The organism is Rhizobium sp. 01N424 (assembly GCF_056399485.1).
Genome location: NZ_JBFTRK010000002.1, coordinates 899373 through 918142 on the forward strand (window position 1 = coordinate 899373; position 18770 = coordinate 918142).

The following is an 18770-nucleotide window of genomic DNA, read 5'->3' on the forward strand; positions in this document are numbered from 1 at the left end:
CAACCTCCCGACCCAAACCCTGTGGGTATCTTATCGTTGAAACGCGTGCCGAAGCGGCGCCTGCAGGATTGTCAGGCGGCCTTCCTCTTCAGGCCCGCGGCATAGCGCATAATTTCCTGTTCGGAGATTTCGTCGCCCTCCAGCACGCCGACGATACGCCCCTCGCGCATCACACAGACCCGGGTGCAGAGACCGATAACCTCCGGCATTTCCGACGACACGACGATGATCGACCGGCCATCGCGGGCCAGCGCCGAAATGAAATGATAGATCTGCTGCTTGGTGCCGACATCGATGCCGCGCGTCGGCTCGTCGATGATGATGATGTCGGGCTCGGTCTCCATCACCTTGGCGAGCAGCAGCTTCTGCTGGTTGCCGCCCGACATGCGGCCAGCAACGATATTGGCATCGCGGACGCGGATATCGAAACGGCGCTTTGCCTTGGCCAGCGCCGCAGCCTCGCTGTTGGGGCTGAGATAGCCGTGAGCCACATGCTGGCCAAGCGACTGCAGCGTCAGGTTCGTCACCATGTTGGAACGCAGAAGCAGACCCTTCGACTTGCGGTCTTTGGTCATATAGGCGAGACCGGCGCGATTGGCGGCATGCACGTCGCCGGACGCAACCTCTTGCCCCTTGATCACGACATCGCCGGAGAGGCGCGAACGCAGTCCGGCGATCGCTTCCATCAACTCGGTACGGCCGGAGCCGATCAGGCCTGAGAAGCCGATGACTTCACCCTTGCGAACCTCGAAGCTGGCATCCTGCACGTAGCCGGTAGAAACACCGCTGACGCTCAGCACCACTTCTTCATCGACATTGGGCTCGACCTTGGTCGGGTAGAGACTGGAAAGCTCGCGGCCGACCATCAGCTGCGCGATCGATTCGCCGTCGAGAATGGCGGTCGGCGCCGTCTTGACCCACTGCCCGTCACGCAGAACCGTAACCCGGTCGGTCAATTCCATGACTTCGTCGAGCTTGTGCGAGACGAATACGAAGCTTGTCCCCTTGTCGCGCAGCTTGCGGACCTGCTCGAAGAGAATGTTGGTTTCTTCGCGCGACAGAACCGCAGTCGGCTCGTCCATGAAGACCACGCGCGCATCGCGGCTGATCGCCTTGGCGATCTCGACCATCTGCTTGTCGGCGATCGACAGCGTGCTGATCAGCGCATCTTCATCGACATGCGAACCGAGCATATCCAGCACCCGGCGCGTTTCCTTGCGCATATAGCGCCGGTCAAGGACACCAAAATGCGTCACTTCACGGCCGAGAAACAGGCTTTCGGTGACCGTCAGATGGTCGGCAAGATTGAATTCCTGGTGGATGATGACAATGCCGAGCGCTTCGGCGCCGCCATTGGGCGGCAGAACGATCGGCTGACCGTCGAGAAGGATCTCGCCTGATGTCGGCTGTTCGAAACCGGACAGGACTTTGACGAGGGTGGACTTGCCCGCGCCGTTCTCGCCCATCAGCGCATGGACTTCGCCAGCGCGCAGATCGAAATTGACGCTGAAGAGAACCTGTACCCCATTGAAGGATTTGCAAATTCGCTTCGCGGACAGCACCAAAGGCGCAGCCTCTGCAGGCTCCACAACCATCATTTCCTCCCTGCGGCTCCCCACCGCTTGAGAATGATGTAAACCTTTACATATGGGATGTAAAGGTTTACATCATTGATTTACACAGATCTGTGACTGGCTGCCTTTGACCTGTCGGCAAGTCTGTGTAGTGTCGCGGCGAAGACAGCCTATGGCGAGCCCCCAGTGTCGAATTCCACGCCCGCAACGATCGAAGACGTCGCCCGGATTGCCGAGGTTTCCATCGCGACCGTATCGCGCGCGATCCATATGCCTGAGAAGGTTGCGAACTCGACGCGATTGAAGGTCAATCAGGCGATCGCCATCACCGGCTACACGACGAATGCCATGGCGCGCAGCCTGCGCCTCGGCCGGTCGAACATGATTCTGGTGGTGGCACCCGATATTGGCGACCCGAATTTCTCCAACATTCTCGTCGGCCTGGAAAACGAGGCGCGCGCCCATGGCTATGGGGTGCTGATCGGCCATACGCAGAACGACGCCCAGCGCGGCCTCGAATATCTGAAATTCTTCAATTCGAACCAGGCGGCCGGCCTGATCCTGTTCACCGGCATCCTGCCCTTCGGCCACCAGACGATGACTGCCCGGCTGCCGCCGAGCGTCGGCGTCTTCGAACCTGTCTTTAATGGCGGCATTCCCTATGTCGGCGTCGATGACACCGAAGGCGCGCGCAAGGCCGTCGATCTGCTGCTGGCCGAGGGTCACCGCAAGATCGCCTTCATCGGCGATTCCCGCACCCGCCTTGCCTATACCCGCCGCCGCGAAGGGTACGAGGCAGGACTTGACGCCGCAGGTGTGCCGAAGGAAACCCGTATCGTTCTCGAAGGCGATGGCACGATCGAAAGCGGCCGGCATGCCGTCGAACAGCTTTTCATGCGCGACACGCTGCCGACGGCCTTCATGTGCGTTAACGACCAGACAGCGATCGGCGTGATGATCGGCCTCAATGCGCGCGGCTACGATATCCCGCGCGACTTCTCGGTCACCGGTTTCGACGACGTGCCACAGGCCGTGTTCATGAGCCCGTCGCTGACCACCATCCGCCAGCCGCGAACGGCGATCGGCAAGCAGGCGATGGCGCTGCTGCTAGAACTCCTCGGCGACGGCCAGCCCTCCGAGACGGAAATCCTGCTGCGCCCGGATCTCGTCGTGCGCAATTCCGTGTCATCACCGCCAAAAAACTGGCAGAGGCGATAATCGCGCAGCATTGCTGCCGAAATCCGGAAATCGGCGAAAGCCGCGGGAACAATTGCGAGTTTCAGCCGTTTGCTGACCCGGACGCTGGCTGCATCAGTCGATATTGTGGTTTGCACCCAGCGGCTGGCGTCCAATCAAAATGCGAAAGCCGGTCAGGCATTCGTTACCCTCAATGCCGGGCGCTCGTTCCGGCTCACTTCCATTGAATAGCAATCTGTCGAGGCCGAATATCTTTTTTGGACTCTCTCATGTTTTCGCTAGAAAATTCCGCCACCCGCCTACATTCAAGAATTGAAACAGCCACATAGGACCTGGGAATTCTGTGCCGCCGATACCCGATCGACACCATGCCGAAAATCAGAAGCGACTTGATGCGCTTGAAGCCTTCGACATTCTCGACACGGCTCCGGAACCGGAATTCGACGACATCGTCTTCATTGCCTCTTCGGTTTGCCATACGCCCGTAGCGCTGATCAGCCTGGTCGAGGTCGATCGGCAATGGTTCAAGGCCGCAGTCGGACTTGAGAGCTGCGAGACGCCGATCGACCAGTCCGTCTGCGCTCATGCGCTATCGAGTCCCCAGCCGCTCATTATCCCCGATCTGACGAAAGACGAGCGAACCAGAGACAACGTGCTGGTGACAGCACCGCCCGGTATTCGTTTCTACGCCGGAGCGCCGCTGGTGACCGCTGACGGTACGATCATCGGCACGCTCTGCGTCATCGACACGGTTGCACGCCCTGAAGGCCTGGCCCCGGATCAGCTGAAGATCCTGCAGGCACTCTCCCGGCAGGTGGTGGCGCTGCTGGAGGCGCGGCGCATTTCGAGCCGCAAGGACGAGCTCTTCCGCCGCCAGAAAAGCATCAGTTCGGCGATGCGCTCGTCCGTGAACAAGAACATGGCGGCGCAGGAAGCCGGCCGTATCGGAACGTTCGATCTCGATATCGCCACCAGCCAGATGCGCGTATCACCCGAATTCTGCAGGATCTTCGACGTGCCGATCGCCGAAACCTATCCGGCATCGACATTCGAAGAGATGGTGATTCCCGACGACCAGTCCGTCAAGACGAGTGCCTCGACGCGGATGGACGGCACGGCGCTGCTGGATGTGGAATACCGTATCAGCACCAAGCATCGAAGCGTGCGCTGGATATCCCGGCATGCCGCCTTCACGACCGACGCTGACGGCAAACCGATTGCTCTTCGCGGAACTGTCCAGGACGTTACCGCCGAGAAGCGCGCCAGCGCCCGCGCGCAGGCCCTGCTCGATCTCGGCGACCGGCTGAGAAATCTTGACGATATCGAATCAATGGCAATCGCCGCGGCTGATCTTATGGCCAAGGCGCTGGATGCCACGCGAGCAGGCTTCGGTCTGGTCGATGCCGGTAATGAGACAGTGTCGGTGCAGCCGGAATGGCAGGCACCCGGCATTGCCTCGCTTGCAGGCATCCATAGTTTCCGCGACTACGGAAATTTCATCGACGATCTGAAACTTGGCGACACCGTGATCATCGAGGATGTCAGCTCGGATCCCCGAACCAGCGATCATGCCAGAGCGCTCCTGGATCTGGACATCCGGGTATTGGTCAATGTGCCGATCTTCGACCACGGACATTTCAGCCTGGTGGTTTTCGTCCATCACAACCACCCCTACGACTGGTCGAACGAGGAGCTCGCCTTCGTGCGCAGCTTCGGCGATCGTATTCAGCTCGCCATTGCCCGCGTCAGGGCCGATGCCGAACAGGATATCCTCAATCGTGAGATCAATCACCGGCTGAAGAACACCTTCGCGATGATCCAGGCCATCGCCACACAGACCCTCAAGCCAGTGGCCGAGCGGGAGCATGTCGAGAATTTCGAGCGCCGCCTGCATGCGCTGAGCCGCGCCCACGATATCCTGCTGCAGGACAACTGGCTGAGCGCCAACGTTCATGACCTCGTCGTCAAGGCGATCGAATCGCTGGGCGTCATCGATCGTGTCACGATCGCCGGGCCGAAAACCTCTGTTGGCCCCAAGGGCTCGCTATCGATTTCCCTGCTTCTGCACGAGCTCGCCACCAACGCTGTCAAATACGGCTCTCTTTCGGCCGAAAGCGGCGCAGCTTATGTGCACTGGACCATTGAAGGTCGAGGTGAACAGGCTACATTCCACCTATCGTGGCGTGAAGAAGGCGGCCCGACCGCCTTCGAACCAACCAAAAAGGGCTTCGGTTCCAAGCTTATAAAAATGGGCCTCATAGGGTCCGGCGGGACGGAAACCAGTTACAGCCCGGATGGCTACTCGGTCAAAATGTCCGCGTCGCTCTCGCAAATGCAAAGGAGCGACTGAGTTATGGGCGATGATCACACAGGCACGAGACTACACGTTCTCGTTGTCGAAGACGAGCCGCTGCAGCGGATGATGGCCATCGACCTTGTTGAAGACGCCGGTTTCGAGGCGATCGGCGCCGCCGATGCAGAGGAAGCGGTGCGCATTCTGGAAGCACGCAGCGATATCCGCATCGTTTTCACCGATATCGACATGCCGGGAAGCATCGATGGAATGATGCTGGCCGCCGCGATCCGCGATCGCTGGCCGCCGATCGAAATCATCATCACCTCTGGCCATATCCGCGAAGAGGAAGTGGTCCTTCCGGTACGGGGCGTGTTTTTCCCGAAGCCCTACGATACCCGCCGGGTCACGCAGAAACTGGTCGAGTTCGGCGCACCGCACTGATCGGTCCATTGTTGTCTCATGAAAAAAGCCGGGAAGCTTTCGCTTCCCGGCTTTCTGTTTAGACGATCGACGCAATCAAACGTAACGGTTGACGACGTTCTCGAGCAGTTCCTGCTTGCCGGAACGCGGCTGCGGGTTGATGTCCTTGCTCTCGACCCAGCCGGTGATCTCTTCCAGCGAATATTCGCCGCGGAAAAGTTTCTGTCCTTCGGCCGAATCCCAGCCGGCATAGCGGTCCGCGAGCGGCTTGGAGAGAGCCTTTTCCTCAACCATCTTGGCAGCAGCCTTGAGGCCACGGGCGCAGCAATCCATGCCGCCGATATGACCGATCAGCAGGTCTGCCGGATCGAGCGACTGGCGGCGCAGCTTGGCGTCGAAATTTGTGCCGCCGGTGGTGAAGCCGCCTGCCTGCAGAACCTGGTAGTAGGCGAGCGCCATTTCCGGAACGTTGTTCGGGAACTGGTCGGTATCCCAGCCGGACTGGTAGTCGTTGCGGTTCATGTCGATCGAGCCGAAGATGCCGAGCGCGTTGGCCAGCGCGAGCTCGTGCTCGAAGGAATGGCCGGCGAGGATCGCGTGGCCCTGCTCGATGTTGAGCTTCACTTCGTTTTCCAGGCCGTGCTTCTTCAGGAAGCCGTAAACCGTCGCGACGTCGTAGTCGTACTGGTGCTTGGTCGGCTCCTGCGGCTTCGGCTCGATCAGGATCGTGCCCTTGAAGCCGATCTTGTGCTTGTACTCGACCACGAGGTTGAGGAAGCGGCCCATCTGGTCGAGTTCGCGCTTCAGGTCGGTGTTGAGCAGCGTCTCGTAACCTTCGCGGCCGCCCCAGAGAACGTAGTTCTCGCCGCCGAGCTTCTGCGTCGCGTCGAGGCAGGTCTTCACCGTCGCAGCGGCAAAGCCGAAGACTTCGGGATCCGGGTTGGTGGCGGCACCCGACATATAGCGGCGGTTCGAGAACAGGTTCGCCGTGCCCCAGAGCAGCTTGGTGCCGGTGGCAGCCTGCTTTTCGGCGAAGTAATCGACGATTTCGTTCAGGTTCTTGGTGTTCTCGGCAAAATTATTGCCTTCCGGGCGCACGTCGGCGTCATGGAAGCAGTAGTAGGGTGCGCCGAGCAGCTGGAAGAATTCGAAGGCAACATCAGCCTTCAGCTTCGCAGCCTTCATCGTGTCCTCGAACCACGGGCGCAGGAAGGTCTGACCACCGAAGGGGTCGCCGCCCGGCCAGGTGAACGTATGCCAATAGGCAACGGCAAAGCGCAGATGGTCTTCCATCCGCTTGCCGAGAACGATTTCGTCCGGCTGGTAGTAACGGAAAGCCAGCGGATTGGTGCTGTCTGGGCCTTCGTATTTGATCTTCTGGATGTCGCCGAAAAATCCGGTGCTCATGGTTGTTTCCTCCTATGGAACGATCGCGAGTGTCAAAAGTCCCCTTCTGCCTGCCGGCGTCTCCCCCACAAGGGGGGAGAAAGCTGGTGGCACTGCCTTGCCCAATCGGCAAAGCAGGAACTCGGGGCAAAGCCCCTCCCCCTTGCGGGGAGGGGTTGGGGAGGGGTCTTTCAACGCACCTCCCGTCGAATGGAGTTCAATGCGCCAGCGACTTGATGGCCGGATAAAGCGCGCGGTAGCGCTTGTAGGCGTCCTCGTAGGCGCCCGTCAGCGCCGTCTCGGGCTCAATCGTGCCATCCGTCTCCGGCGGCGTGCAGACGGCAACCGGGTCTGCCCCTGTCGCTGCGATCAGGCCGAGACGCGCAGCACCGAAGGCCGCGCCGAAATCACCATCGGCCGGCAGATCGACCGGAACACCGAGCGCCGTCGCGATCGAGGCCAGCCAATAACGCGAACGCGAGCCGCCGCCGATCGCGGTGACGCGGGAGATCCCCGTGCCGGCCGAACGCAGCGCTTCGAGATTATCGCGGATCGCGAAGGAGACACCTTCTAGCACCGCCTGGGTGAGAACGGCACGGCTGCTCTCATGCTCGAGGCCGATAAAGGCACCACGGATGACCGCATCGTTATGCGGCGTACGCTCTCCGGAGAGATAGGGAAGGAAGGTGACACCCGACGGTGCCTTCAGCGCGTCGCCAAGCTCGCCCGTCAAATCGGCAGCGGACTTGCCCGTCACATGCGAATGCCAGTTGAGCGCATCCGTGGCCGACAGAATGACGCCCATCTGGTGCCATGTGTTCGGAAGCGCGTGGCAGAAGGCGTGAACGGCGCTTTCCGGCTTCGGCAGATAGGAGCCGTTGGCCGCGAAGAGCACACCCGACGTGCCGAGCGACACGAAGGCAGCACCATGGCTGACCGTACCCATGCCGCAGGCCGAGGCCGCATTGTCCCCTGCCCCGCCGGCGACGACGACGGTGCTCGCGATGCCCCACTTGGAGGCTAGCTCGCCGCGCAGCTTGCCGGCCTGCTCGGTGCCTTCGAACAGCGACGGCATCTGCTTTTCATCGAGGCCGGTTGCCGCGAGCAGTTCGGACGACCAGGCGCGCTTGCCGGTATCGAGCCAGGACGTGCCGGCAGAGTCCGACATTTCCGAAATATGTTCACCGGTCAGCCACAGGCGCAGATAGTCCTTCGGCAAGAGAACCTTGGCGACCTTGGCGAAAATCTCCGGCTCGTTCTTCGCCACCCAGACGAGCTTCGGCGCGGTAAAGCCGGGGAAAACGATGTTGCCGGTGAGCTTGCGGAAGCGCGGATCGGCATCGAGTGCGGCGGCTTCATGATAGCTGCGTGTGTCATTCCAGAGAATGCAGGGGCGCAGCACCTTGTCGTCAGCATCGAGCAAGGTCGCGCCGTGCATCTGGCCGGACAGGCCGATGCCCTTGACGGCGGCAAGCTCCTTCGGATGCTTGGCCTTCAAGCCGGCCACCGCCTCTTCGGTCGCGCGGATCCAGTGCGACGGCTCCTGCTCCGACCAGCCGGAATGCGGACGCGAGATATCGAGTGCGCCATTGGCCGAACCGATGATCTTCTGATCACCGTCGATCAGCATCGCCTTGACGCCGGAGGTTCCGAGATCGAGACCCAGATACATGTCATTCTCCCTTTGCCGTTACGGCAGATTGTCTTTCAAGAATATGTCGAGGCGGATGCGTTCCTGCGCATCGATCAGCGAAAGCCCGTCCGCCTTTGCCTTCAGAACACGGATGGCGCTGCGCACCTCATGTCCGGCATCCTGGTTCAAGATTGCGTCAATCGTTCCGTCGAGAAGGGCGGCGCGCGTATTCGGCGTCAGCTCATGCGCCACGACAGTCACCTGCCGCCCCGCGCCCTTGGCCTTCAAAGCCTTGATCAGGCCGCGGTTACCGGCGCCGAGGCTGTAGATGCCGACGATGCGATCGTTCTTCGAAAGCGCATCCGAGACCAGCATATGCGCCATCTCCGGATCGTCGCGCCCTTCGATGACGGGCAGGATGGAAAGACCCGGGAATTCCTGCGCCATCAGCGCCGCAAAGCCTTCCAGCCGCTCGCGATGGTCGCGGACCAGCATGGAACCGGCAAGTACCGCGATCTCGCCCTTGGCGCCGCCAAGGAAGCGCCCGAGCAAGCGCGCCGCCGTGCGCCCGGCAGCGATATTGTCGACACCCGCATAATGGTGACGCAAGGAGCCCGTCAGATCGGAAACGAGGGTGACGACAGGAATGCCATCGCGCACCAGCGCATCGACGGCAGCAACGACTTCGGGCGCATCAGTCGCCACCAGCGCAATGCCCGCCGGACGCTCGGCGCCGAGCGCTTGCAGCGCCTTGACCAGCGCATCGGGATCGAACGCCGGAACCTCGACCGTGCGGATTTGCGTGCGCTCCACCGGCGAACGGGCAACCGCGTCGCGGATCTCCGCCGTCAGTCCATGCATGAAGGAATTGTCGGAGGCAGGAAGGATGAAGACGAAGGAATAGGTTCGGCCCTTGGCGAGATTGGCGGCCGCGACATCCCTGACATAGCCGATCTCGCGAATGGCGTTTTCCACCTTCTCGCGGGTCACGTGGCGCACGCCCGGACGCTGGTTCAGCACGCGATCGACAGTCGCAAGGCTGACCCCCGCATGGGCGGCGATATCGTGGACAGTAGGCTTCATCACTCCTCCTGACGAAACCCTTTAGCGCCAATTCTGATGTACGTAAATCAGAAAATCTCATCGACGCCGAAGCATCGATACCAGCCTTTGAAAAGATTGACTATTTCTTGCCGTCCCCGGCGATACGCGCCTCGATCGCCAAGGTGATCTTCCCTAGATTCCGACGCTTTCCGCCAAGCGTTTCGATCGCGGCAACGGCAAGGTCGCGGGCGACATAATCCGACTTGTGCCCGAGATTATGCACGACGATCAGCCGCGCGCCCCTGATATCCCTGGCCAGATGGGTGGAGTGGATAGTTGGCGAGACGACGCTATCGGTATCGCCGGTGATGATAATCGTCGGCGCCTTGATCTGCCGGTAGCGCAGCGAGGCCTTTTTGGTCCACTCCAGCAGGTTCGCGACATCCGTGGCATTGTTGTAGAATTCGGCTGGACGCAGCGCCAGAAGCGTTCGCGCCTTGGAAATATAGCCGGGCGGCCGCTTGTTCGGCGCAAACACGCCATTCGTTGCGCCATTGACCATCGCAAGCCCAATCGGCGGCACGACCAGCGCGCTGAACAGCGGCCCGGTCACCGGCGCCGTCGCGGCGTCGTAATACCAGGCGATCCCACCTGGCCATGGATAAACAGCAGGCGACAGGAACACGAGACCGGCAACCATATCGGGATGATCAAGCGCGAAAGCTGCCGCAACGGCGCCGCCGAAGGAATGGCTGACGATGATCGCACGGCCGATCCCGCGCTTCTTCATCAACGCCGCAATCGCATCCGCCTGCCCATCCGGGAAGGCATTCTGCGGCCCGCCCCGATCGGAGTGGCCATGCCCCGGGCGATCGACAAACAGCAGGTCCGCCTTGCCCTCCAGCTTTTCGCGGAAGGAAAACATCGGGTCATAGAGATTGGCGCTGGCACCATGGATGAAAACGATGGGTGGAAGCGACGGCTTGCCGGATGCCGGAATGAAGACGCTGTTCAGCTTGTAGCCGCCGACATCTATTCTCTCTTCCTTGACGGCCGCCTTGGCAGGTGCAGATGCGAACAGGGGCAGGACGATGCAGAGCCAGGCCATTGCCCTGGCGGAAGACTGAAACATAAGGCGGCATCCGCTGGAGAGATATGCAGCCCTATACGCAAAACGGCCGGCTTTGGTTTCCCAAGCCGGCCGTTATTTTGAAACTCAGACGTCAGTGGCCTCCGCCACCGCCTCCGCCGCCTTGCGGTGCGGGCTTGGCAATCATCGCAACGCCGAGAACCATCGCCAGGAACAGCACGGTCAGCATCAGGAAGATATCGCCGAACGACAGGATCACCGCCTGCTTCGTCGCCAGCCCGACCATCTGCTTGATCGCCACCGACGCGCCATCCATCCCGTAGGAATTGAAGTTGGCGGTCAGATTGTTCAGCTGGTCGATCGCGGCCGGATGACCCCAGTCCATGTTCTCGCGAAGACGCTCGTAGTGGACGTCCTGGCGGTTGGTGAGCACGGTGTTGATGATCGCGAGACCCACGGCGCCGCCGAGGTTACGCGTCAGGTTGAAGAGACCGGAGGCACCGCGCATGCGGGCCGGCGGCATCGTGCCGAGCGCGATATTATTGATCGGCACCATGCACATCATCAGCCCGAAACCACGGAACAGCTGCGGCACGAGAAGCTCGTAGAAGTCCCAGTCGTCGGTCAGGCCGGTCATTATATAGGTACCGGCCGCAAAGCTGACGAAGCCGATGACCATCATCAGACGCAAGTCCATCTTCGTCGACAGCTTGCCGGCGATCGGCGCGGTGAAGAACATCGCCAGGCCCGAGACGAACATCGTCTCACCGATCATCAGCGAGTCATAACCGCGGATGCGCCCGAGATAGACCGGGTAGATATAGGTCAGGCCGTAGAGACCGATGCCCATGACGAAGGAGAAGACCGAGCCGAAGGCAAAGTTTCGGTTGGCGAAGGCCCTGAGATCGACCACCGGAAAATCGACAGTGAACGCGCGGTAGAAGAAGACGACACAGGCGATCGCCGAGGCGATGGCGCCGATGACGATATAATTGTCGTTGAACCAGTCGTTCGAATTGCCCTCTTCGAGAACATATTCCAGCGCGCCGAGGAACACACCCATCGAGATCAGTCCCCACCAGTCGAACTTCTTGAACAGCGAAAGCTCAGGCTTGTCGAAGTCGATGAAGTTCCAGGTCACGGTAGCAACGATGATGCCGGGAATGACGTTGACGAGGAACAGCCAATGCCAGGAGAAGGCGTGGCTGAGATAACCGCCGACCGTCGGGCCGATGGTCGGCGCCAGCGTGGCGATCAGGCCGATGATCGGCGAGACGACGCTGCGCTTCGAAGGCGGAAAGATCGTGAAGGCTGCGGCAAACACCGACGGGATCATGCCGCCGCCGATGAAGCCCTGGATCGCACGGTAGACGATCATCTGGTCGATATTCGTCGCCGTAGCACAGAGCACGCTCGACAGCGTGAAACCCGCCGCCGAAACGGCGAAGAGATAGCGCGTCGAGACGATACGGGCGAGCGTGCCCGACAGCGGAATCATGATGACTTCCGCGATCAGATACGAGGTCTGCACCCAGCCGATCTCATCCGAGCCGGCGGAAAGGCCGGCCTGGATTTCGGCCAGCGAAGCCGAGACGATCTGAATGTCTAGGATCGACATGAACATGCCGAGCACCATCGCAAAGAATGCGATGAGCTTGCGCGGGTCCATCCGTTCCTCGGCGCCGACGCCGGGAACGGTTCCTGCAGTGGTAGCTGCGGCCATTGGCCTTACTCCGGCTGGCTGATTACTTTGCCTGCTGTGCGTCCGGCGCCGTGCGCGTGTCGACATCGACAACGACGCTCAGGCCTGCACGCAGACGGCCGGTATCAAGCGCATCCTGCGGGAGCGCGATGCGAACCGGCACACGCTGGATGATCTTGGTGAAGTTGCCCGTCGCATTTTCAGGCGGCAGCAGCGAGAAGACTGAGCCGGAGGCCGGCGAGATCGACTCGACGGTGCCGACGATCGCATGATCGTCATAAGCGTCGACATGGACGTTGACCTTCGAACCCGGAACCAGATGCTGGATCTGCGTTTCCTTGAAGTTCGCGTCGATATAGAGCTGGCGGGTCGGGACGAGTGCCATCAGGCGCTGACCGGGCGAAACCAGATCGCCTTCCTGAACCGAGCGATTGCCGACAACGCCGTCATAGGGCGCCTTCAGAACCGTGAAGGACAGGTCGCGGGCGGCCTTGTCGCGCTGCAGTTCCAGCGTCCGGACAGAGCCTTCGGCTTCCTTGCGCTGCGCTTCCAGGATGGTGATGTTGGCTTCGGCCGACTTGATGTTGGCGTCGCCGCCAACGAGATTTGCCTTGGCCTGATCGAGCGCGATGTTGGCGGTATCGAGATCGGCAGCGGTGCCGACCGACTTCGCCTGCAGGTCGCTCTGGCGCTTCTGGGTGATCTCGGCGCCGCGAACGGCTGCATCGAGAGACACCTTCTGTGCCTGGGCCTGAGCAAGAGCCGCCTTGGCACCGTCAACCTGTGCATCGATACGGCTCAGCGACAGCTTTTCCGTGGCGATCTGCGCTTCGGCCTGATCGAGAGCATTCTGATAGTCGCCATTGTCGAGCGTCGCCAGAACGTCGCCGGCTTTCACCAGCTGGTTGGCAACGACATTGACCTTGGCAACATAGCCGGTGACCTTCGGCGAGATCGTCGCGATATCGCCTTCGATATAGGCGTCATCGGTCGAGACCATGAAGCGGCCGTTGGTCCACCATTCGTAGCCATACCAGCCGCCACCTGCGAGGAGCGCGAGCGCAACGATCGGCAGCACGAGGCTGCGCTTCTTCTTGACCGGCGGCTGCTCGGCAGCCTTCACTTCCGGTGCAGGCGCCTGCTGAGGAGCACTGCGAGCCTCCGCGGTGGGGGTGTCCGCGGAGGCTGCAGTTTCCGGCTTAGCCGCTTCGGCTTCGGCGGAATCGCTAACAATGCGTGCGACATTGGTTTTCTGAGTGGACATAGACGGACACCGGATAATGGAGTAGATTTAATCGAACTGAACGGTTCGGTTCAGTTGACATAGGCTCTTTTTACATCCATATCAAGTCATATCGAACCGAGCGGTTCGATTTTAGTAAAGAATCTTCGCAAGTGCGAAAAATGGTTAAGGAGAAGATGACAGAAGTGTCCAAGGTTTCAGCCGCCGAAACATCAGCAGCCACTGGCCGCTGGGCAGCCGGAGAAGATCCGGCCAAGCGCACGCAAATCCTAGAGGGCGCCAAGAGCGTCTTCATGAAGATGGGCTTCGACGCGGCGAGCATGAACGACGTGACCCGCGAAGCCGGCGTTTCGAAAGGCACTCTCTATGTCTACTTCGCCAATAAGGAAGAGCTCTTCACCGCAATGATCGAGACTGAGCGTGCCGCCTTCGTGGCCGCGCTGCGCGTCGCTCTCGAGCATCATGATAACATCGAGGAAGGCCTCTACGATTTCGGCCTGAGCTTCATTGCTCACGTGACCAGCGAGAAGGTGATTAGCGCCATGCGCACGGTTCTCGGCGTTCGAGATCGGATGCCGGTGCTCTGTCAGCGCTTCTTCAACGGCCCGGAAAATCTGCGCACGGTCTTGCACGACTATCTCACGCGATATGTGAAGGCGGGTGAGCTCAATATCGATGACGTCGATCTTGCCGCCGGACAATTCCTCGATCTCGCCAGCGGTAGTTTCTTCAAGTTCCGCCTGTTCGGCAGCATGCCCGAGCCGCCATCCGAGGCCGAGCGGAAGCGCGTTATCGACGGTGCTATCCGCGTCTTCATGGCCGCTTATGGCGCCAAGCAGAGCGAGCCCGCCTGACGAAGCGTGCCTCGCGGCATCGGAACTGCGTCATTCTTCATATTCCTCACGGAATAAGTACCGTCCTGCTTTCGTATACCCCTTGCGGCGCTTGCATCTCTGCGCCTTCACTCTAGATTTCGGCGTCAGCTGTCTGTGGCGCAAGGGAAAGACAATTCATGCAAGATATCATGATCCTGGTTCAGGATCCGGCCGCCTGGGTGGCGCTGGTGACCCTGGTCGTCATGGAAGTCGTTCTGGGTATCGACAACCTTATCTTCATCTCCATCCTCACCAACAAGCTGCCGCCCGAACACCGTGAAAAGGCCCGCAAGGTCGGTATCGGTCTGGCGCTGATCATGCGTCTGGCGCTGCTCGGCACCGTAGCGTGGATCGTCAAGCTCACCACGCCGGTCTTCGAAGTCTTCGGCCACGGCTTCTCGTGGAAGGACCTGATCCTGATCGCCGGTGGTCTATTCCTGCTCTGGAAGGCGACGAAGGAAATTCACCACAGCGTCGATCCCGCCGATCACAACGAGGATTTCATCGCGAACTCTGCGACGACGACCTTCAGCTCGGCAATCGTGCAGATCCTGATCCTCGACCTCGTCTTCTCGGTCGACAGCATCATCACCGCCGTCGGCATGACGCCGCATCTGCCGATCATGGTCATCGCCGTGCTGGCCGCCGTCACCGTTATGCTTGTTGCCGCAACGCCGCTGGCGAACTTCATCGAGAAGAACCCGACCATCGTCATGCTGGCGCTTGCCTTCCTGATGATGATCGGCACGACGCTGATCGCCGAGGGCATGGGCTTCCATGTTCCGAAGGGCTACGTCTACGCCGCCATGGCCTTCTCGGCGCTGGTCGAGGTGCTGAACATGTTTGCGAGAAACGCCCGAAAACGAAAGAAGGGCGAGAGCCACTAGCTAGCTCGGCAACGGGCGCGGCTCCGGCCGCGCCTTAGGACCCGGTCCTAGAGCATGTCTCCCAGGCTCCAGTGATTGCCCCAGCGCGCATCGATCTCGTCGTCGACATTCTGGTAGCGGATATCGGTCGACAGACGGATCAGCCGCCCGGGGCTTTCATTCGCCGTCGAGGCATGGATCATGTAGGGGCTGTGCAGCATCACATCGCCGGCCTCGTAGTCGGCGATCAGCCAGCGCGTATCGAAGCGCTCGGCCATATCGGGCAGGTCTTTCGATACCCAGCCGCCCTCGGTCATGTTACGATTGTACGCGCTGATCCGCTCTTCGGCCGAAAGCCCGGCGCTCCCGGCGGCAAACTCCTTCTCCATCTGCCTGCCGATCGCATGCGATCCCTCGAGATAGACGAGCCCGCCCATATTGACGGGAACATCGCCGAGCGGAATCCAGGCGGTGACGATGCGGCTTGTCCCGCCGCGCAGATAAACGAGATCGTAATGCGCCGGCGTCGTAGTAGAACTGCCAGGCAGCGTGTGACGCATGATCTTGCGCTTATGCAGATAGGAAATGCCTGACAGGAATTCGTCCATGAAAGCCGCAAGCCGCGGCTGGGCGCAAAAACCTTCATAGGCAACGGAGCGGACGAGCGACATGAGGATGCGGTTGGCCTGCTGCGGATCGCTCTCCGCAGCGGCCGCCAGACCAAGACGCGGATCTGATCCCGGCTCGATCAACCCCGCCCCTGCCAGATGCCCGAACACCCAGCCGCGAAACGCATTGACGGCATCAGGATCGAGAAACCGCTTCAGCCAGACATAACCATGCTCTTCGTAGCGCTCGCGGATCGCTGCGATGCCGATCGCCGGATCGGTCGGAACGAGATAGCCAAGCCTGTTACCGGCCGTCGAGAGCACCTTGCCACCGGCCCTCAGCACCGGCATCTCAGACATGGTCTTCATGGCCAAACTTGACATTTCGATCGTCCTCCTCTCCGAATTCAGGCCACAATGCTGCAGCGATGAAAGGCAGATGGCCATGGACAGAATTCACAGCTGGACTTTTCGCTCATGAAATCCGCGCCGCTCGCGCTCTACCGCTCGCCGCCATCGATCAACCCGCCCGCCTTGTCGGTGACGGGCTTCGGGCGCCAGCGGATTGCCGTGCACGTCCGGGATCGACGCCTGCCTTGCCATGCTGTGGTGCTTGTCGAGTCGGGGCACGGCACGCTGGAAACCGAACGGGCAGGCAGGCTCGCAATCGAAGCGCCGGCGCTCTTCTGGCTGACGCCGGGCAGCCGGCATTCCTATGGCCCGGCTGAGGATGAAAGCTGGGAGGAGCAATGGGCGCTGTTCGAAGGCCCTTTCGCTTCGAGCCTGATCCGCCAGCGTCTGATCTCCGAGACGGCACCGCATGTGGCACTCAACAATCTGCACGAGATGCAGCAGCTCTTTGCCGCGCTCCGCGCGGATTTCACCGATGGCAGCACACTGGCGCTGAGCTCGGCCGCCGCCACACTTCACCGCATCGTCATCCAGGCCGCAAGGCAGGTGGATTCAGCCACAAACGACACTGTGAATGGCGCCAGGATCGAGGCAGCCGTTTCCGCCCTTGCCGGGCGCGCCTTCGAAGATCTCGACATGCAGAAATTCGCCGCCGAATTCGCGATGTCACCGGCAACGTTCCGCCGCCGCTTCATAGCGGCAACAGGACTTTCGCCAAAAGCATTCCAGCTCCGGCTGCGGATCGACCATGCCAAGCAATTGCTGACCACGTCCGATCTGCCGATCGAAGCCATCGCCCGGGAGATCGGCATCGGTGATGCCTTCTATTTCTCGCGGCTCTTCCAGAACCGCGAGGGCATGGCGCCGACCGTTTTCCGCAGCCGCTTTCGCAGGCAGTGATCAGGCCTTGGACAACTCCTTGTCGATCGCCGTCACCAGCCGCTGATCATCGGCGGTCACATCGGGCGCAAAACGCGCAACGATCTTGCCATCGCGGCCGATCAGGAATTTCTCGAAGTTCCAGAGGATTTCCTTGCCGTCATCATCGGCAAGACCGCGATCGCGCAGCCGCTCGCGCATCGGCCCTTCGCCGGTGGTTGGCAGAGGTGCGGCGGTCAGCTGACGGTAGAGTGGATGCTTGTCGTCGCCCTTGACGGAGATCTTCGAATAGATCGGGAATTTCACGTCATAGGTCAGCTGGCAGAACTCGACGATCTCGGCATCGGTTCCCGGCTCCTGACCCTTGAAATTGTTGGCCGGGAAGGCCGCAATGACGAAGCCGCGCTCACGCTTGTCCTCGTAGAGCTTTTCCAGACCTTCATACTGCGCCGTCAGCCCGCATTTCGAGGCAACATTGACGACGAGCATAACCTTGCCGCGATGTTCATTAAGGCTTGTCTCGCGGCCGTCTGCGAGTTTTACGGCGATGTCGAGGATCTCGGTCATATCAGTCTCCATTCACGTCGGGCGGTGAATCTATACCCGTGCCGCGCTTTGTCCAGCCTTCAAAACCGCCCTGATGCCAAAATCTTCCGCATGCGCTAACGTGCCCCACGGAGAGAAGAGAGGGGAAATCTCGGGTGCGTGAGATCATTGTTGCGGGATCAGTGTTCGTCTGCCTGACTATCGCCTCGATCGGCACCATGGTCGCCTATCCGCGGCTGCCGGCGCGCCACCGCGAAGAAGAAACCAATACCGTTGTCCGCCTCGTCGCCAACATCTTCGTCGTCATGACCTCGCTGGTCTTCGGTCTGATGATCAACTCCTCGAAGAACACGTTTGCCGGCATCGACGACAGCGTCCATTCCTTCGCCACCGAAATCATCCTGCTAGACCGCACCTTGCGAACCTATGGCCTGGAAGCCGACGACACCCGCGCCAGCTTGATCCACTATGTCGAGCAAGCGCTGGCCAGCCCAATGCGCCTCGTGGATCCGGTACTCCAGAGCGATCGCAAATCGGAAATGGCGCTGAACGCCATCGGCAACAACATTGCCGTCATGAACCCGACCGATCCCAATCACATGGCGCTCTGGACCGACGCCCGGCAACAATACAAGACCATCGTCGAGCGGCGATGGGTGATCGTCGAGCAGTCGGAAGGCGTCATTCCGATGCCGCTGGTCTTCATGCTGATGGCATGGCTGACGTTGATCTTCGCGAGTTTCGGGTTCCGGGCGCCCAAGAATATCATCGTGCTGTCGATGTTCCTGATTGCTGCCTTTCTGATTTCCGCGTCGATCTACCTCGTGCTCGATATGGATATCCCCTTTGCCGGCATGATCCAGATTTCCGACGCGCCGCTTCGCCGGGCGCTCGCCGAATTGCAGCAATGACGCACGGGCGGGATTGATAAGCGCAGGCGGCGTTACAGTTACTCCTGTCGCGGAGCTTCTTCGCGTTCGGAATTCCAGCCTCTGGAGCA

At 60.6% G+C, this 18770-nt stretch carries 16 protein-coding genes; 7 read left to right on the forward strand and 9 right to left on the reverse strand.

Annotated elements, in window-relative coordinates:
- Positions 1-71 precede the first annotated feature (71 nt).
- Positions 72-1595, reverse strand: a complete 1524-nt coding sequence (locus tag AC1DNK_RS10100; protein ID WP_112516903.1) for a sugar ABC transporter ATP-binding protein — start codon at positions 1593-1595, stop codon at positions 72-74.
- Positions 1596-1760: 165 nt separating this feature from the next.
- Here AC1DNK_RS10100 and AC1DNK_RS10105 point away from each other — a divergent pair, with 165 nt between their 5' ends.
- The 3 genes from AC1DNK_RS10105 to AC1DNK_RS10115 all read left to right on the forward strand — a co-directional run bounded on the left by AC1DNK_RS10105 (position 1761) and on the right by AC1DNK_RS10115 (position 5508).
- Positions 1761-2792: a LacI family DNA-binding transcriptional regulator gene (locus AC1DNK_RS10105; protein WP_112385619.1), complete on the forward strand. Its 1032-nt coding sequence runs from the start codon at positions 1761-1763 to the stop codon at positions 2790-2792.
- 322 nt (positions 2793-3114) lie between these two features.
- Positions 3115-5121, forward strand: coding sequence for a GAF domain-containing protein (locus tag AC1DNK_RS10110; protein ID WP_112516835.1), 2007 nt, complete (start codon positions 3115-3117; stop codon positions 5119-5121).
- A 3-nt stretch (positions 5122-5124) separates the two neighbouring features.
- Positions 5125-5508, forward strand: a complete 384-nt coding sequence (locus AC1DNK_RS10115) for a response regulator (RefSeq protein ID WP_112516836.1) — start codon at positions 5125-5127, stop codon at positions 5506-5508.
- A gap of 75 nt (positions 5509-5583) precedes the next feature.
- Here the strand turns inward: AC1DNK_RS10115 and xylA are convergent, their stop codons facing one another.
- The 6 genes from xylA to AC1DNK_RS10145 form a co-directional block, all read right to left on the reverse strand.
- Complete coding sequence (xylA, locus tag AC1DNK_RS10120) at positions 5584-6894, reverse strand: xylose isomerase (RefSeq protein ID WP_112516837.1); 1311 nt, start codon at positions 6892-6894, stop codon at positions 5584-5586.
- 196 nt (positions 6895-7090) lie between these two features.
- The gene (xylB, locus tag AC1DNK_RS10125) at positions 7091-8545 is read right to left on the reverse strand and encodes a xylulokinase (RefSeq protein WP_477940780.1); all 1455 of its coding nucleotides are present in this window, start codon (positions 8543-8545) and stop codon (positions 7091-7093) included.
- 18 nt (positions 8546-8563) lie between these two features.
- Positions 8564-9589 (reverse strand): LacI family DNA-binding transcriptional regulator, encoded by a 1026-nt coding sequence (locus tag AC1DNK_RS10130; protein WP_477940781.1) that lies wholly within the window; start codon positions 9587-9589, stop codon positions 8564-8566.
- A 100-nt stretch (positions 9590-9689) separates the two neighbouring features.
- Entirely contained in the window at positions 9690-10682 is a 993-nt protein-coding gene (locus AC1DNK_RS10135; RefSeq protein ID WP_477940783.1) for an alpha/beta fold hydrolase, read from the reverse strand.
- 91 nt (positions 10683-10773) lie between these two features.
- Positions 10774-12363, reverse strand: a complete 1590-nt coding sequence (locus tag AC1DNK_RS10140) for a DHA2 family efflux MFS transporter permease subunit (RefSeq protein ID WP_477940786.1) — start codon at positions 12361-12363, stop codon at positions 10774-10776.
- Positions 12364-12385: 22 nt separating this feature from the next.
- Complete coding sequence (locus AC1DNK_RS10145) at positions 12386-13606, reverse strand: HlyD family secretion protein (RefSeq protein ID WP_477940788.1); 1221 nt, start codon at positions 13604-13606, stop codon at positions 12386-12388.
- 155 nt (positions 13607-13761) lie between these two features.
- Between AC1DNK_RS10145 and AC1DNK_RS10150 the strand changes: the two genes are divergently transcribed.
- Together AC1DNK_RS10150 and AC1DNK_RS10155 are read left to right on the forward strand one after the other, a co-directional pair.
- Positions 13762-14439: a TetR/AcrR family transcriptional regulator gene (locus AC1DNK_RS10150; protein ID WP_477940790.1), complete on the forward strand. Its 678-nt coding sequence runs from the start codon at positions 13762-13764 to the stop codon at positions 14437-14439.
- Between the two features lie 158 nt (positions 14440-14597).
- A complete protein-coding gene (locus AC1DNK_RS10155; RefSeq protein ID WP_112385628.1) occupies positions 14598-15347 on the forward strand; it encodes a TerC family protein in 750 nt (249 codons plus the stop codon).
- A 47-nt stretch (positions 15348-15394) separates the two neighbouring features.
- On the opposite strand, the gene AC1DNK_RS10160 is transcribed toward AC1DNK_RS10155, so the two are convergent.
- Positions 15395-16318, reverse strand: a complete 924-nt coding sequence (locus AC1DNK_RS10160) for a phytanoyl-CoA dioxygenase family protein (RefSeq protein WP_477940792.1) — start codon at positions 16316-16318, stop codon at positions 15395-15397.
- Between the two features lie 93 nt (positions 16319-16411).
- Here AC1DNK_RS10160 and AC1DNK_RS10165 point away from each other — a divergent pair, with 93 nt between their 5' ends.
- Positions 16412-17245: a helix-turn-helix domain-containing protein gene (locus AC1DNK_RS10165; protein WP_477940794.1), complete on the forward strand. Its 834-nt coding sequence runs from the start codon at positions 16412-16414 to the stop codon at positions 17243-17245.
- On the opposite strand, the gene AC1DNK_RS10170 is transcribed toward AC1DNK_RS10165, so the two are convergent.
- Positions 17246-17791 (reverse strand): glutathione peroxidase, encoded by a 546-nt coding sequence (locus tag AC1DNK_RS10170; protein WP_477940796.1) that lies wholly within the window; start codon positions 17789-17791, stop codon positions 17246-17248.
- Positions 17792-17925: 134 nt separating this feature from the next.
- On the opposite strand from AC1DNK_RS10170, the gene AC1DNK_RS10175 reads away from it, so the two are divergent.
- A complete protein-coding gene (locus AC1DNK_RS10175) occupies positions 17926-18681 on the forward strand; it encodes a bestrophin-like domain (RefSeq protein ID WP_162705920.1) in 756 nt (251 codons plus the stop codon).
- Positions 18682-18770: the final 89 nt, after the last annotated feature.

Bases quoted from the DNA above. Each gene is read 5' to 3' on its own strand.
- AC1DNK_RS10115 (WP_112516836.1), top strand. From the start codon at position 5,125: ATGGGCGATGATCACACAGGCACGAGACTACACGTTCTCGTTGTCGAA.
- AC1DNK_RS10150 (WP_477940790.1), top strand. From the start codon at position 13,762: ATGACAGAAGTGTCCAAGGTTTCAGCCGCCGAAACATCAGCAGCCACT.
- AC1DNK_RS10140 (WP_477940786.1), bottom strand. From the start codon at position 12,363: ATGGCCGCAGCTACCACTGCAGGAACCGTTCCCGGCGTCGGCGCCGAG.
- AC1DNK_RS10130 (WP_477940781.1), bottom strand. From the start codon at position 9,589: ATGAAGCCTACTGTCCACGATATCGCCGCCCATGCGGGGGTCAGCCTT.
- AC1DNK_RS10160 (WP_477940792.1), bottom strand. From the start codon at position 16,318: ATGTCAAGTTTGGCCATGAAGACCATGTCTGAGATGCCGGTGCTGAGG.
- AC1DNK_RS10165 (WP_477940794.1), top strand. From the start codon at position 16,412: ATGAAATCCGCGCCGCTCGCGCTCTACCGCTCGCCGCCATCGATCAAC.
- AC1DNK_RS10155 (WP_112385628.1), top strand. From the start codon at position 14,598: ATGCAAGATATCATGATCCTGGTTCAGGATCCGGCCGCCTGGGTGGCG.
- AC1DNK_RS10135 (WP_477940783.1), bottom strand. From the start codon at position 10,682: ATGTTTCAGTCTTCCGCCAGGGCAATGGCCTGGCTCTGCATCGTCCTG.
- xylA (WP_112516837.1), bottom strand. From the start codon at position 6,894: ATGAGCACCGGATTTTTCGGCGACATCCAGAAGATCAAATACGAAGGC.
- AC1DNK_RS10170 (WP_477940796.1), bottom strand. From the start codon at position 17,791: ATGACCGAGATCCTCGACATCGCCGTAAAACTCGCAGACGGCCGCGAG.
- AC1DNK_RS10145 (WP_477940788.1), bottom strand. From the start codon at position 13,606: ATGTCCACTCAGAAAACCAATGTCGCACGCATTGTTAGCGATTCCGCC.
- xylB (WP_477940780.1), bottom strand. From the start codon at position 8,545: ATGTATCTGGGTCTCGATCTCGGAACCTCCGGCGTCAAGGCGATGCTG.
- AC1DNK_RS10100 (WP_112516903.1), bottom strand. From the start codon at position 1,595: ATGGTTGTGGAGCCTGCAGAGGCTGCGCCTTTGGTGCTGTCCGCGAAG.